16 protein-coding genes are annotated in these 12,608 nt (G+C 53.8%); 7 read left to right on the top strand and 9 right to left on the bottom strand.

The annotated features are described in order from the left end of the window. Together QE270_RS09110 and QE270_RS09105 are read left to right on the top strand one after the other, a co-directional pair. The coding region (locus QE270_RS09110) for a Brp/Blh family beta-carotene 15,15'-dioxygenase (protein WP_300038393.1) at positions 1-839 on the top strand (839 nt) is incomplete at its 5' end. A 73-nt stretch (positions 840-912) separates the two neighbouring features. Continuing rightward, positions 913-2,223 (top strand): M20/M25/M40 family metallo-hydrolase, encoded by a 1,311-nt coding sequence (locus QE270_RS09105; protein ID WP_300038390.1) that lies wholly within the window; start codon positions 913-915, stop codon positions 2,221-2,223. A gap of 203 nt (positions 2,224-2,426) precedes the next feature. On the opposite strand, the gene QE270_RS09100 is transcribed toward QE270_RS09105, so the two are convergent. The 4 genes from QE270_RS09100 to QE270_RS09085 form a co-directional block, all read right to left on the bottom strand. Further along, positions 2,427-2,882, bottom strand: coding sequence for a biopolymer transporter ExbD (locus QE270_RS09100; protein ID WP_300038387.1), 456 nt, complete (start codon positions 2,880-2,882; stop codon positions 2,427-2,429). A 21-nt stretch (positions 2,883-2,903) separates the two neighbouring features. Further along, on the bottom strand, positions 2,904-3,449 hold the full coding sequence (locus tag QE270_RS09095) for a biopolymer transporter ExbD (protein ID WP_300038384.1): 546 nt from the start codon (positions 3,447-3,449) through the stop codon (positions 2,904-2,906). Between the two features lie 92 nt (positions 3,450-3,541). Continuing rightward, on the bottom strand, positions 3,542-4,297 hold the full coding sequence (locus tag QE270_RS09090) for a MotA/TolQ/ExbB proton channel family protein (protein ID WP_300038381.1): 756 nt from the start codon (positions 4,295-4,297) through the stop codon (positions 3,542-3,544). 80 nt (positions 4,298-4,377) lie between these two features. Continuing rightward, positions 4,378-5,025 (bottom strand): energy transducer TonB, encoded by a 648-nt coding sequence (locus QE270_RS09085; RefSeq protein WP_300038377.1) that lies wholly within the window; start codon positions 5,023-5,025, stop codon positions 4,378-4,380. Positions 5,026-5,303: 278 nt separating this feature from the next. Here QE270_RS09085 and QE270_RS09080 point away from each other — a divergent pair, with 278 nt between their 5' ends. Next, positions 5,304-6,131, top strand: a complete 828-nt coding sequence (locus QE270_RS09080; RefSeq protein ID WP_300038374.1) for a hypothetical protein — start codon at positions 5,304-5,306, stop codon at positions 6,129-6,131. A gap of 65 nt (positions 6,132-6,196) precedes the next feature. On the opposite strand, the gene QE270_RS09075 is transcribed toward QE270_RS09080, so the two are convergent. Genes QE270_RS09075 through gluQRS form a run of 3 tightly spaced genes read right to left on the bottom strand, consistent with a single transcriptional unit; the run spans position 6,197 to position 7,898 of the window. Then, on the bottom strand, positions 6,197-6,778 hold the full coding sequence (locus QE270_RS09075) for a cob(I)yrinic acid a,c-diamide adenosyltransferase (RefSeq protein ID WP_300038371.1): 582 nt from the start codon (positions 6,776-6,778) through the stop codon (positions 6,197-6,199). A gap of 9 nt (positions 6,779-6,787) precedes the next feature. Then, positions 6,788-7,015, bottom strand: coding sequence for an HIG1 domain-containing protein (locus QE270_RS09070; protein ID WP_300038368.1), 228 nt, complete (start codon positions 7,013-7,015; stop codon positions 6,788-6,790). 43 nt (positions 7,016-7,058) lie between these two features. Beyond that, positions 7,059-7,898: a tRNA glutamyl-Q(34) synthetase GluQRS gene (gene gluQRS, locus QE270_RS09065; protein WP_300038365.1), complete on the bottom strand. Its 840-nt coding sequence runs from the start codon at positions 7,896-7,898 to the stop codon at positions 7,059-7,061. Between the two features lie 205 nt (positions 7,899-8,103). On the opposite strand from gluQRS, the gene QE270_RS09060 reads away from it, so the two are divergent. Continuing rightward, on the top strand, positions 8,104-8,688 hold the full coding sequence (locus QE270_RS09060; protein ID WP_300038362.1) for an HNH endonuclease: 585 nt from the start codon (positions 8,104-8,106) through the stop codon (positions 8,686-8,688). A gap of 4 nt (positions 8,689-8,692) precedes the next feature. Here QE270_RS09060 and QE270_RS09055 read toward each other — a convergent pair whose 3' ends face one another. Both QE270_RS09055 and QE270_RS09050 read right to left on the bottom strand, forming a co-directional pair. Next, positions 8,693-9,232 carry a (2Fe-2S)-binding protein gene (locus QE270_RS09055; RefSeq protein ID WP_300038359.1) on the bottom strand — a complete coding sequence of 180 codons (540 nt, stop codon included), beginning with the start codon at positions 9,230-9,232 and terminating at the stop codon, positions 8,693-8,695. Positions 9,233-9,329: 97 nt separating this feature from the next. Continuing rightward, complete coding sequence (locus QE270_RS09050) at positions 9,330-10,094, bottom strand: class II aldolase/adducin family protein (protein ID WP_300038356.1); 765 nt, start codon at positions 10,092-10,094, stop codon at positions 9,330-9,332. Positions 10,095-10,349: 255 nt separating this feature from the next. Here QE270_RS09050 and rpsU point away from each other — a divergent pair, with 255 nt between their 5' ends. From rpsU to QE270_RS09035, 3 genes are all read left to right on the top strand, one after another. Further along, positions 10,350-10,556, top strand: coding sequence for a 30S ribosomal protein S21 (gene rpsU / locus QE270_RS09045; protein WP_125231027.1), 207 nt, complete (start codon positions 10,350-10,352; stop codon positions 10,554-10,556). Between the two features lie 111 nt (positions 10,557-10,667). Continuing rightward, a complete protein-coding gene (locus QE270_RS09040) occupies positions 10,668-11,315 on the top strand; it encodes an FKBP-type peptidyl-prolyl cis-trans isomerase (protein ID WP_366142260.1) in 648 nt (215 codons plus the stop codon). A 212-nt stretch (positions 11,316-11,527) separates the two neighbouring features. Further along, entirely contained in the window at positions 11,528-12,601 is a 1,074-nt protein-coding gene (locus tag QE270_RS09035) for a VacJ family lipoprotein (protein WP_300038351.1), read from the top strand. Positions 12,602-12,608 lie beyond the last annotated feature (7 nt).

Here is a 12,608-nt window from a genome sequence, read left to right as displayed (position 1 = left end):
CGGCAGCTGCACTGCTGCTGATTATTATTGATCGCTTTTGGGGCGGCATGAACAGTACGCATGCCAATATGCTGGCTGCTGTAGCAATCGTACTTGCAGGAATACCGCACGGAACGCTCGACGTTGAAATCGCGGCCGCCCACTTTGGGCAAAAGGGTATCGCTGGCAAGGCTATGATCATTGCCAGCTATCTTGGCTGCGCGGCGGCTATGGTGCTCTTGTGGGAGCTAATTCCTGAACTTGCGCTCATCTCCTTCCTTATCATCTCAATCGTCCATTTCAGCCGTGATTGGCGCGGCGGGGTCGATCCATTTTTGGCTATGATGGTCGGGTGGGCTTTGGTCGCACTGCCCGCCCTCGCAAGCCCTGGCGATGTTGCCACGATATTTGCAGCGCTTACTGGCAACCAAAATGGCGGGATAATAGCTGCCCTACTTGGCGCAGCTTCGGTCCCGGCGGCATTGGGGAGCTTGGTCTTCGCATATTGGGCGTTCAGCCATAATGACAAGCAAAGCGCGCTTGAGGTACTTGCCTGCATCGCAGCGGCATTGTTGCTGCCACCACTGATAGCATTTGCGGTATTCTTCTGCGGGCTTCACTCCCCGCGCCATATGGCCGATGCGTTGCGTGAAACTGGCACCCTTTCCTTTATGAAGAAGGCGGCAATCATTGCTGCGGTATCGGCCCTGTCACTTGGATTAGGCGTGTTGATATTCCTGTATCAGGGCGACATTCCTGCGGACATGGGCGTCATCCGGTCAGCCTTTGTCTTGATATCCACACTGACAGTGCCGCATTTCATTCTAGAACATATCTTGTCAGATAAGCAGCGCGCTTAAGGCACCCTATCAACGCCCTTGCGTCGCGGGACAAAGCGCGGCACATCTTTGGTGTCTGAGTCGAGAGTATGCTATGAATTTTCCCGCCATGTTACTATGCAGCAGCCTCGTTCTTGCTGCACTTTCGCCAGCGGCACATGCGCAATTATCTACACCCGAGACGAAAATCGTCGCGACCATAGACGCCGAATATGAGCGGTCGGTTGCGTTGTTGGAGCGGCTGGTAAACCAGAATTCGGGCACGATGAATTTTGCTGGCGTGAAGACGGTCGGCGACATGATGCGTGCCGAATTGGAACCTTTGGGTTTCAGGGTCGAATGGGTAGACATGGCCGAGGCAGGACGCGCTGGTCACCTGATCGCGACCAAGCCCGGCAAGAAGGGCGTGAAGAAATTGCTTATGATTGCCCATCTCGATACTGTGTTTGAAGCAGACAGCCCATTCCAGGCATTCGTCCGCAATGGTGATGAAGCAGTGGGCCCAGGCGCAGGTGATGACAAGGGTGGCATGGTCGTCATTGTGTCGGCCCTTCGCGCCATGAAGGCGGCTGGCACGTTGAAAGACGCTGCGATCGAAATCCATATGACAGGCGATGAAGAAGATTCAGGCGACCCAATTCAAGTTACCCGTGCACCATTGATTGCTGCTGGCAAGACTGCCGATGTCGCACTGGATTTCGAAGGGCTATCAATTGAGAACGGCAAGGATATGGGAGTCATTTCCCGCCGGTCATCGAACAGCTGGAAATTGGAGGTTTCGGGCGTCACTGGACATAGCTCGTTGATATTCGATAGCACTTACGGCGATGGCGCGGCGTTTGAATTAGCCCGTATTCTCTATCGCTTCCGCACCGAATTGCCCGAACCAAACCTGACGTTTAACGTTGGCTTAATGGCCGCTGGACAAGAGGCAAGCTTGGATGCTGACGGCGTGCGCATCAGCGCAAAGGGCAAGACGAATATCATTCCCGGCATTGCCCTTGCGCGCGGCGATTTTAGAACATTATCCGAAGATCAAAGCACCCGTGTCCGCGAAAAAATGCTCGCTATTGTTGCAACGTCTGCGCCCAAGACCAGCGCTAAAATCACATTTGACCAAGGCGGCTACCCCGCGATGGCACCCACTGATGGTAACAAAGCCTTGCTGGCGCGTCTGAATATAGTGAACCGCGATCTGGGCCTTGCTGAACAAGTGCCGCTTGATCCGTTAAAGCGGGGTGCAGGGGACATCAGCTTCGTGGCCAACGATGTTGACGGCCTCGTAGGTCTCGGCGCATTCAGCACGGGCGATCATGCGCCAGGCGAAACGTTAGACCTTGCGAGCATCAAACGGCAAGCCAAACGCGCGGCCATATTGATGACGCGCTTAACACACGAGAAATAGCATTCGGGGATATCCACAGTCAGGCATTCATTGGCGTCTCGTAACCTTCCCGTAGACTTGGTAACCACAATTGGCATTTCAAAAACCAGTAGCAGTATATCAGCCACTCAGGGAGGGGTTCGGCCCTACGGCAGTTTAACTCATACAAAAAAGGCGGCGCATTGCTGCGCCGCCTTTTTTTGATAAGTTTGAAGCGTTAGAGACTAACGACCCTCACGCGCAGCCTTGCCGAAGACGCGATACTGTTCGTTGCCGACAAATCCAAACCTTGAAATGCCGCTCCGCTTCACCGAAACCAATGCTTTATCAACGGTGTCATAAGGCGCCGTTGGCGCTGGCTGGAACTGAAGCTCCGGCTCCGGGCTCATTGACTTTGTACGCACCAGATATTGCTCCATCTGCTGCAATGTAATCGGCGTACCGTTCCATTGAATAGTGCTATCCGGCAGGATGATGATCTTGTTGATAACAGGATCAATCGGGACCTCTGGTGGAGGTGCGTTAGGATCATTAACCGGAAGGTCGATGTTAACGGCGTGCGAAACCGGGGGGATGGTGATCATCAGCATGATGAGGAGAACGAGCATGACGTCGATCAACGGCGTCGTGTTCATTTCCATCATCGGCTGGCCATCATCTTTACCGCCACTCATTGCCATGATGTTTGTTCCTTAAATTGCTTACTGGACATTCGCGTTTTCGAATGGCGACGAAATGAAGCCAACGCGAGCAAAGCCAGCCATCTGCATGGTGTAAATTGAACCACCTATACAACGATAGGGCGTGTTGATGTCACCACGAATATGCGCCTCTGGTAGCATGTCGGGCTCAATCAGTCCGGCAGCGGCAGCTTCTGGGCCACCCAGCTTTTCAAACTCAGCCTTCAAATGCTTTGCAGCGCGATCCACCAGTTCGGTCGAATCGACCGGCGTGATATTCCAGTAAATACGGCACTGACCATACCGGCTTGCGCCCCCATATGCGGGGTCACCTGGGTCACGTCCAGCAGCATCAGTTGTAGTCACCGACAACAAAACGTTTTCACGCTTAGCCTTGGTTGGCTCAAACTTGATAACCGGAATATCCATTTTCACTGATTGGATCGAAACTGGAATTGCAATGAGGAACACTATGAGGAGCACCAGCATGACGTCGACAAGCGGCGTCGTGTTAATGTCAGACATTGGCGTAAAACCGACGCCGCCGCCTCCTGAACTGATTGCCATTAGCCAATCCTCTCTAAATAAAATGGGTCAAAATCGAGCGCCAGCGTCATGCTGGCGGATGGGCTGCGCGCAAACGCAGCCCTCACCCAATCTTACTTCTTAAGGGCTGCCGGAGCTGGCTTACCTGCAGCGGCTGCAGTAACTGCAGGCTTCAAGCGACCACCCGATGACATGAAACCAACAAGCTCATTCGAGAAAACAGCCAGGCTGCTAGCGATTGTCTTGTTACGGGCCTGAAGCCAGTTGTAGGCAAGGACGGCAGGAACAGCCACGAACAGGCCAATTGCGGTCATGATAAGCGCTTCACCAACCGGGCCAGCGATTTTACCGATGTCCGCTTGACCGGCGATACCGATTTTGATCAGCGCCGAGTAGATCCCGATAACCGTACCAAGCAGACCGACGAACGGAGCAGTTGCTCCCACCGTTGCGAGGAAGGGAAGGCCAGTCGACAACTTGCTGTTGATGGCATCTTTCGAACGCTCCAGCGCGTTGTGGATCCAGTCATGTGCTTCAACTGGGTCAGTCAAAAGGCCATGCTGCTTTTGTGCCGCGATGCCGTCGTCGACAACTTGCCGATATGCGCTGTTCTTGTCGAGCTTCGCAGCGCCTTCTTCAAGCGAAGCTGCCCGCCAGAATTGGGCACGCAGCTGCTTATACTGGTTCAACACCTTGTGCTGTTCAAACAACTTCGTGAACATGATGTAGAATGAGAAAACCGACATGATGACCATCACCGAGAAAATCGCGATGGAGATCGGGCCGCCTTCTTTAAGTGCAGGAATGAGGCCGAACTGCGCGGCGGCCTCAGGTGCGGCACCAGCCGCGGTCAAAAACAAAATCGACATTTTAACTACCTCTCAAAAAACACTACTTACTAGCAAAAACAACCCGGTGCGAAGGCTTCCACTCGTGCCGGGCCACAAAATTATTTCGGTATCTGCCACCGCACACGGTTCGAATAGGAGCCTTGAACGGGCGCACCATTGCGTACAGCCGGAGTAAAGCGCGCACGGCGTTTCACGTTAGTGCAGGTTGCGGCGTCGAGATCGGCGTGACCACTCGATTGGGTAATCGTACAATCTATAACCTTGCCATCTGTGCCGATCGTAACCCGGAAACCAGATGTTCCTTCACGCTCCTGCTGCAAAGCGCGTGATGGATAATCATTCGTATTCGCCCAGTTACCTGGATTACCACGCGGCTTCGCCTCAGCAGTAGGACCTGCTGGCGGCGGAGGAGGAGCTGGCGGTGCCGCTGTAGGGACAATCGGCGCCGCAGGTGGCGGCGTGTCGACAGTACGAATAGTTGGCGGCGGCGTAACCGTTACCACCATCGGCGGAGGCGAGACAACGGGTGGCTCGATCTGCTTTTCAGGCTCGGGCGGTGGCTCTTCTTCTTCGGGTGGTTCTTCTTCTTTCACGTCTACAACAGTCATCTTTTCCTTGATGGCAATGACCGCATCATATGCGAGGCCCGTCACCAAGGCATAACCCAGAAAGGCGTGAAGAAGCAGTACAATGACGACAGAAACCAAACGGTTCGTGCCCATTCCATCTTGATCAGCATATGCCATGCGGAAACAACTCTCCTACCTTCAAAACAAAACATTATATTAAAGCGACATGTCTTCACATGCCCCTTATTTACCCGTGCGACATCGAAAACGCTTTTTTTTGCTCGATTCAATAGGTCATTAGCCAACGATATCGTGCCAAGCAATCCAGATTCTGCTTTCCGCTTATAATTCACGTGCTGAACGTTTTATGCTACAATATGATGAACATAGAATTGCCGTCAAAGGGCGGCCATACAAAGGGAAGTTTAATGCGATTAATACACGCTAGAATAAATTTGTTTCTGATTTTTCTGGGACTTGGCGTCCCGCTATCAGCGCAAAACTCGATTGTCTCCCCAGCGGAATTCAGCATTGAGGCTGAACAGGCAAGCTACGCAGACATTGCTGATTTGGTGGTAATATCCCCTCTGATCATCGACGTAACGGTGCGTGACGTTAAAAAGATTTCTGCAGAGCAAGCCGTCGGCGTACCTGCGACGCTCCAGCGCGTGCTCGTCGATGCTGACGTCATGGCGTTGATTCGTGGCGATGGCGGCACCACCCCGCGCGTGCGTTTCCTTCTTGATATGCAAAAAGATGCGAAGGGGAAAATTCCGAAACTAAAGAAGCGGCGCATGCTTCTGTTCGGGCGACAAGTCGTCAATCGTCCAGGCGAGATCCAGTTGTCGCGCCCAAACGCGTTGGCCCTATTCAGCCTGAATAACGACGCGCTGGTGCGTGATATCACGAAAGAAGCCGTTCAATTGGGTGCGCCGCGGCGGATTATGTCAATTGCAAACGCCTTTCACAGTGTGGGAACCATGTTGGGCGAAGGCGAAACACAGATATTTCTCAAAACGGATACCGATCAGCCTTTGACCCTGACCGTGCTCAGTCGGCCCGGCCAGCAAAAACAGTGGGCGGTATCGACCGCTGAAGTCATTGACGCCTCGGCAACCGCGCCGCAACGTTTTACGTTATTATGGTATCGCCTCGCGTGCGGGTTGCCCCGTGCTCTTCCCGCCGACCGAATCGAAGCGGCAAGTAGCGAGATTGCAGGGCGGGCCGAGGCTGATTACAAATTCATTTTAGACGCACTCGGGCCGTGTGGTCGCAAACGATAAAGAGACAGAAGCTCAGCGGCTACCATGAACTTAAGAACCGTAAAACTGACCCTTGAAGTTTGTCGTCAACGCGATGCGCCCGGCACCCAAAGAATGTCGCCGCCACGCGACGCGTTAATCAACCTGCATAGTGTAAAAAGATAATCCGATAAGCGGTTGAGATAATTCAGCGCCTGCGGGTTAATCGCCACATCAAGCGATGCTGCGACCAATGCGCGTTCCGCACGTCGCGCAGTCACCCGCGCCATGTGCATATACGCGGCAGGCACGCTGCCACCCGGCAGGATGAAACTGGTGAGCGGCGGAAGTTGCGCATTAGCATTATCAATCGCCGCCTCAAGCCATTCAACCTGTGACGCAACTATGCGCAATTCCATCGGCGAGGGCACAAAACTCTCCCCCGGCGTCGCGATGTCGGCGCCAAGGTCAAACAGGTCGTTTTGAATGCGGCGTAGCTCGATTACCAAGGGCGAATGACCTTCATCGGCGGCGAGCGACTGAATCGCTACACCAAGCGCAGAGTTTGTCTCATCAACTTCGCCAATGGCATGCAACCGCGACGCGGTTTTCGAAACGCGTGAGCCATCGACTAGCCCGGTGGTTCCGTCGTCTCCGGTCCGTGTGTAAATCTTGTTCAGCTTGACCATAAGACGGACTTACTGCGATCCGGCAACGAGCACCAATATGGCGATCAGTGCAATGGTGATCGCCTGCCACTTCACGCGCGCAAACATCATCTTATTCTGCACCGTGAGTGACGTAGGCAGACCGGTTTCGTCCACGTCCGCCGGACGCAAGTTCGCAAAAGCGTGCAGCCCGCGGATAAGCGCGAAAGCCACGGCGCCCGCAGCGCCAATGATGAGGAGAACCAACAATATAGTCATCAAGAGAAATCCTTGTCCGGGGCCAATACCCCGCTGAGCCTATCTAGGCATCAGATAAGGAAATTCCAAGCATAAGCGTTCCTTGACGCAAATTATCAATAAGTTCGGGGCCGTTTTCACCTGCCCAGCGCCTTACAGACAAGGCAGGCGATGACTTGCTCTTTGCCAGCTTCTCCCCGTTGCTATCAAGCAGCAGCGGATGGTGCCAATACACTGGCTCCGGCAGATCAAGAAGATGCTGAAGCAGCCGATGGACGGCGGTATAGGCAAACAGATCTTTGCCGCGGACCACGTGCGTAATGCCGCTGGCAGCGTCATCTACAGTTGCGGCAAGATGATAGGATGCCGGCGCATCCTTCCGCCACAATACCACATCGCCAAAAGCCATGGGGTCGGCATATTGTTGCCCCGCCGCCAAATCCGTCCATGTTAGGGACCCCGCCAAAGCGCACGCCTTTACCATATCCAATCGCCATGAAAATGGAGCGTTGCCTTCAAAAGGATGCGTACGACAGGTTCCTGGGTAATGCGGGCCATCTGGGCCATGCGGCACCGCTTTGTGCTTTAATGCTTCGGCGATATCGCTTCGCGTACAGCCGCAGCGATACAATAAACCAACCGAAGCTAAATGCTCGCGTGCTGCCGCGTAACGCGCAATGTTCTGAGATTGGAACTGCACGTCCTCATCAGGCGCGAGCCCAAGCCAATCCATATCCGAGATGATAGTTTCAATATGCTCCGGCCTACTGCGCGTTCCGTCAATATCCTCAAGGCGCAGATTGAACGCACCGCCAAAAGTCCTCGCAAAATCATGCGCACAAAGTGCAGAAAAGGCGTGCCCCAGATGTAGCTGGCCATTGGGGCTCGGGGCAAATCTCGTCACTACCCTGCAATTCGGAGCGGTGATGTGAGGCAAATGTTGATTTACAAAGTCCCGCGACGCCAAAAAATTATCCCCAATTATACTACATTCGGTATATTTAACTGCTTGACGTAACAATATGTACAAATAGTTAGGCGAGTGTCAGAATGCTGTAACGCAGATACGCTTAAAGCATGTATGTCAAAAGGGGAGTAGGGTTCGCCTTATGTTGCACACTGGAACTTTCGAGGCAGCTGGCCGGGCAAGGCACCCGGAGAATTGCCCTGCGCTGGTGCTAAATGCCGATTATACTCCATTAAGCTATTATCCGCTGAGCCTATGGCCCTGGCAGGCTGCAATCAAGGCGGTTTTCCTCGACAAGGTGGACATCGTTTCCAATTACGACCGGCATGTGCATAGCCCAAGTCTGGACATGAAAATTCCGTCCGTCATTGCGCTGCGCCAATATGTGAAGCCTTCGGAATATCCAGCATTTACCCGCTTCAACCTATTCCTGCGTGACAAGTTTGAATGCCAATATTGCGGATCGGGTGACAATCTGACTTTCGATCATATCGTTCCGCGCCGCTTGGGCGGCATCACCAGTTGGGAAAATGTGACGACGGCGTGCTTGCATTGCAACCTCAAAAAAGGTGGCCGCACGCCGAAGCAAGCGCATATGCAATTGAACATGGCAGCAATCCGGCCAACAAGCTGGCAATTGCAGGACCGTGGCCGCGCATTCCCGCCAAACCATCTGCATGAAACATGGCACGACTGGTTGTATTGGGATATTGAGCTGCAGGGCTAATCCCTTACTCCGTCACCTTTAAAGCCGGCACAGCGCGTGCCGCGTCTTCCGGTGTTATGCCCGGCGGCGGCGCAGCAGCGATGCGCTCTTCGCCGCGCATCACGCGGCCAGCGCGTTTAATCGCATCGCGCAAACGCGGGTAAATGCCGCATCGGCATAAATTGGTGATCGCTGCATCAATCTCGGCATCGGTCGGGTTGGTGCTTTTCTTCAGCAGCACCGATGCAGCCATGATGACGCCAGGAATGCAGAAGCCGCATTGCGGGACGTTGCTTGCGACAAACGCCTGTTGCAAAGGGTGGCTTCGGTCGCGGCTGAGGCCCTCAATCGTGGTGACGAAGCGCCCTTCAGCCTCGGCTATAGTTACAAGGCAAGAGCGGATCGCTTCTCCGTCGATTTCGACCATACACGCACCGCAATCGCCGGTACCGCAGCCATATTTGGTGCCCGTCAGGTTAGACGCATCACGCAACGCCCATAACAAGGGCGTTTGCGGGTCCATTTTGTACTGAACGGGACGGTCGTTGACGGTGAATTTGGTCATGGTCTGCCGTTACCCGCCCCTAACCTCTCCCGCAAGCGGGAGGGGAATGTCGTTATCGCCAAAGTTCCCTGCGAACAGGTAATGTTTCAGGCCAGAATTAATCCCGCCAGCTTTTGTCGATCTGGTCAGCCTTGCGGACCATAGCGTCAAATTCAACGCGCCCCGACCCACCTGGAGGTGAGGCCATGTACAAATCGCGCTGGTGCACGGCGATAACTTCAGGCGACACCGTTATCGGTTTGCCCATTTGCAGGGTCGCCATCTGATGCTCGCAAGCCCTTTGCAGCGCCCAATATTTTATAAATGCATCAGGCAGCGTCTTGCCCATGACGACAGGGCCATGGTTGCGCAGCATCAATATCCGCTTGTCGCCCAGATTTTCAACAAGGCGCACCCCTTCTTCCTCACGCACTGTAACGCCTTCAAAATCATGATAAGCCAATTGCCCCATGAAGTTGCAGGCGTAGAAATTCACGGGCTGCAATCCGCCTTCAAGGCTGCACACAGCCACAGTCGCGGTGGTATGGGTGTGGATGATCGCATGCGCGTCGGGCAAAGTCCGGTGGAATAGGCTATGCTGAACAAAGCCCGCCTTGTTCACGTGCCATGGGTTATCCGTGTCAATCTTGTTACCATCAATGTCGATTTTGATAAGGCTCGATGCGGTTATCTCACCGAAATGCATGCCATAGGGATTAATCAAAAACGCACCATCTTCGTCAGGTACCTTGACCGTAATATGGTTAAAAACCAGCTCATCCCAACCAAACATCGAAAATATCCGGTAACAGGCAGCAAGCTCCTGCCGCGTTGTCCATTCCGCTTCGCTATATTTGCTGTTTGACTTTAATTGGGTGGCCATCCGCTCTCTCCTACTCATTCGTTGCGTTGCATTATGAAACGAACATTGCGCGAGGGCAAGTGTTAGGCGATAGCAAGACGAGCCGATAAACCGCAACGGCGCCCATAAAAGCGCCGTTTCCGCTTGATATTTAGGACCGACCTATTTAGGGGACTCAGCAACACGCCGCCTGTGAAAGCGGCGATTTTCATTTTTAGCCTTTCAAAGTGGCCGTTTTAAGCCATTTTGCCGATTCGATGCGGAGTTGAGTTTTTTATGCAAATCATGGTTCGCGACAATAATGTTGATCAAGCCCTACGCGCACTCAAGAAGAAGTTGCAGCGGGAAGGCGTCTATCGCGAAATGAAACTGCGTCGTCATTTTGAAAAGCCATCGGAAAAGCGCGCGCGTGAAAAGGCCGCTGCCGTGCGGCGTGCCCGCAAGATGGAGCGCAAGCAACAGGAACGTGACGGAGCGAAATAAGCTTCTGCGACTTGTTACAAGGAAGGCGCCTTTTACCGGCGCTTTTTTTGTATCTAGAATCCTTGCTGCTTTCTGCTAGTCAGCACGCTACTTATCTAACAGGAATTTTGTATGACCGTCACTGCCGTTCCGATCCAGCCGATCAAAAAAGGCTCCCTCACCAAATATTGGGCCGCGATTGCATTGGTTCTCGCCGCCGGTGGTGGCCTTGCGTATTGGGGGACCAGCGACGTACGGCAGGAATTCGGCGACGTCGTAACGACGCCATCAGGCCTGCGTTATAAGATCATTAAAACCGGTGAAGGCCCAACGCCTAACGACAATGACGTTGTTTTAGTAAGCTACAAGGGCATGTTGAAAGACGGCACCGTCTTCGACCAGAACCCGCAAGCCGGCTTTCCCGTCACCGGTGTGGTTCCTGGCTTTTCCGAAGGCCTGAAAATCATGCAGCGCGGCGGCAAATATCGCCTCTGGATCCCAGCCAAGCTTGGGTACGGCCCCGAAGACCAGCGCAACCCACAGACGGGACAGATCGCGATTCCCGGTGGTAGCGAGCTGACCTTCGATGTCGAACTGCTTGAGTTCAAATCTCGCGCCGAAATCGAGGCCATGCAAAAGCAGATGCAGGAGATGCAGAAGCAGCAAGGCGCGGCTGTCGGTGGACAAGGTGGTGGCGCACCACAAGGCCTGCCTCCTGAAATCCAGCAGCAGATTGATGCGCAGATGCAGGCTCAGCAAGGGCAAGGGCCTGCGCAATAGCCCAGTGCAAGACGGTTTGCGTTCGCACAGACGCCATGCTCGTTAAATTACAAAATGGTGTTGCAATCGGAAACGACGCGCGAGGCCATACAGAAATTGTTCTTTTAATTCGAAGTAACCCGCATATTGTAGGCCGTTCGTAGCGGTTTTGAGACGACGGCTTATCTTTGGAGAGGCCTTCGCTCTTCGGATATCATTGGGAGGGGCCGCAGTTGAGCATTACCAATATTGTGGCTATTGCGATACTTTCCGGTTCGCCGCAGTGTCCTCCAGTGCGCGATTTAGGCAGCGCCGTGGAAGTGGTAAGCGTCGCATCAGCCGTCAGCGTGCCAACTCAACTACCTCTTGAGGACCCCAGCCTTAATATCGCCGTTGATACTGCGATAACTGGCTCGGGAGCTATCGCCAATACAACTCCCTCAACAACGACCGAAGCGCAACTAACTGCGGCAACGCCAAGCGAGACAGTCGTTGCGCCCACCAAGCCGACGGCGGCAATTGATATCGCAGCGACGGCGGCCATCGACCGTAACACTATTGTCGTTACCGCAAGGCAGGGTCCGCCACGTGGCGATCCGATTGCAATCGTGAATGAGGTGTCATTTGTAGCGGTGCAAGCGGTCGATGGAGCTGTTGTCGCGCCTATCGCTTATGGGTATCAGAAAGGCTTGCCTGAACCGCTCCGTGACGGGATACACAACACGTTGAACAATCTCGACGAACCTGTCGTGTTCTTAAACTTCCTATTGCAGTTCAAAATCGGCAGGGCAGTGGAGACTGTGGGACGCTTTGCCATCAACTCGACCATCGGCGCTGCGGGACTGTTTGACGTTGCCGAGAAGAAGCCTTTCAAACTCCCGCGCTGGTCCAACGGCCTGGCAGATACTCTGGGCTATTATGGCGTCGGTCCTGGGCCATATCTATTCCTGCCTTTAATAGGGTCCACTAGCCTTCGGGACGTATTCGGGCGTATTGCTGATCTCTCGGTGCTTCCGGCAGCCGTAGGCAAGCCTTTTACAAATCCATTGGTATCAGCAAGCAAGGGTGTGCTCTCTTCCATCGACGACCGCGTTGAGAACGACGAAATCCTGACGCGCATTCAGCAAAGCGGGAACCCTTATGCCGCGATGCGCGAATATTATCTGAAGAGGCGGCAGGCAAAGATTGATGTCCTGAGGGGCAAAAGGTGCAATGCGGATATCAATCTTGCGGATCTAGAGTTTATGGATTCGTTGCCCGGGGCCAAGAAGCCAAGCAAGAAATCGCCTGCACCGCCTAAAAACTAGGTGTTTG

Source organism: Sphingorhabdus sp., assembly GCF_029865925.1.
GTDB lineage: Bacteria > Pseudomonadota > Alphaproteobacteria > Sphingomonadales > Sphingomonadaceae > Sphingorhabdus_B.
This window is presented reverse-complemented; position numbering and strand designations above follow the sequence as displayed.

What these genes read in the sequence shown, in the direction of transcription:
- QE270_RS09095 (WP_300038384.1), bottom strand. Translation starts at nt 3,449, where the DNA reads ATGGCAATCAGTTCAGGAGGCGGCGGCGTCGGTTTTACGCCAATGTCT.
- QE270_RS09105 (WP_300038390.1), top strand. Translation starts at nt 913, where the DNA reads ATGAATTTTCCCGCCATGTTACTATGCAGCAGCCTCGTTCTTGCTGCA.
- QE270_RS09075 (WP_300038371.1), bottom strand. Translation starts at nt 6,778, where the DNA reads ATGGTCAAGCTGAACAAGATTTACACACGGACCGGAGACGACGGAACC.
- rpsU (WP_125231027.1), top strand. Translation starts at nt 10,350, where the DNA reads ATGCAAATCATGGTTCGCGACAATAATGTTGATCAAGCCCTACGCGCA.
- QE270_RS09060 (WP_300038362.1), top strand. Translation starts at nt 8,104, where the DNA reads ATGTTGCACACTGGAACTTTCGAGGCAGCTGGCCGGGCAAGGCACCCG.
- QE270_RS09055 (WP_300038359.1), bottom strand. Translation starts at nt 9,232, where the DNA reads ATGACCAAATTCACCGTCAACGACCGTCCCGTTCAGTACAAAATGGAC.
- QE270_RS09040 (WP_366142260.1), top strand. Translation starts at nt 10,668, where the DNA reads ATGACCGTCACTGCCGTTCCGATCCAGCCGATCAAAAAAGGCTCCCTC.
- QE270_RS09085 (WP_300038377.1), bottom strand. Translation starts at nt 5,025, where the DNA reads ATGGCATATGCTGATCAAGATGGAATGGGCACGAACCGTTTGGTTTCT.
- QE270_RS09070 (WP_300038368.1), bottom strand. Translation starts at nt 7,015, where the DNA reads ATGACTATATTGTTGGTTCTCCTCATCATTGGCGCTGCGGGCGCCGTG.
- QE270_RS09100 (WP_300038387.1), bottom strand. Translation starts at nt 2,882, where the DNA reads ATGGCAATGAGTGGCGGTAAAGATGATGGCCAGCCGATGATGGAAATG.
- QE270_RS09050 (WP_300038356.1), bottom strand. Translation starts at nt 10,094, where the DNA reads ATGGCCACCCAATTAAAGTCAAACAGCAAATATAGCGAAGCGGAATGG.
- QE270_RS09090 (WP_300038381.1), bottom strand. Translation starts at nt 4,297, where the DNA reads ATGTCGATTTTGTTTTTGACCGCGGCTGGTGCCGCACCTGAGGCCGCC.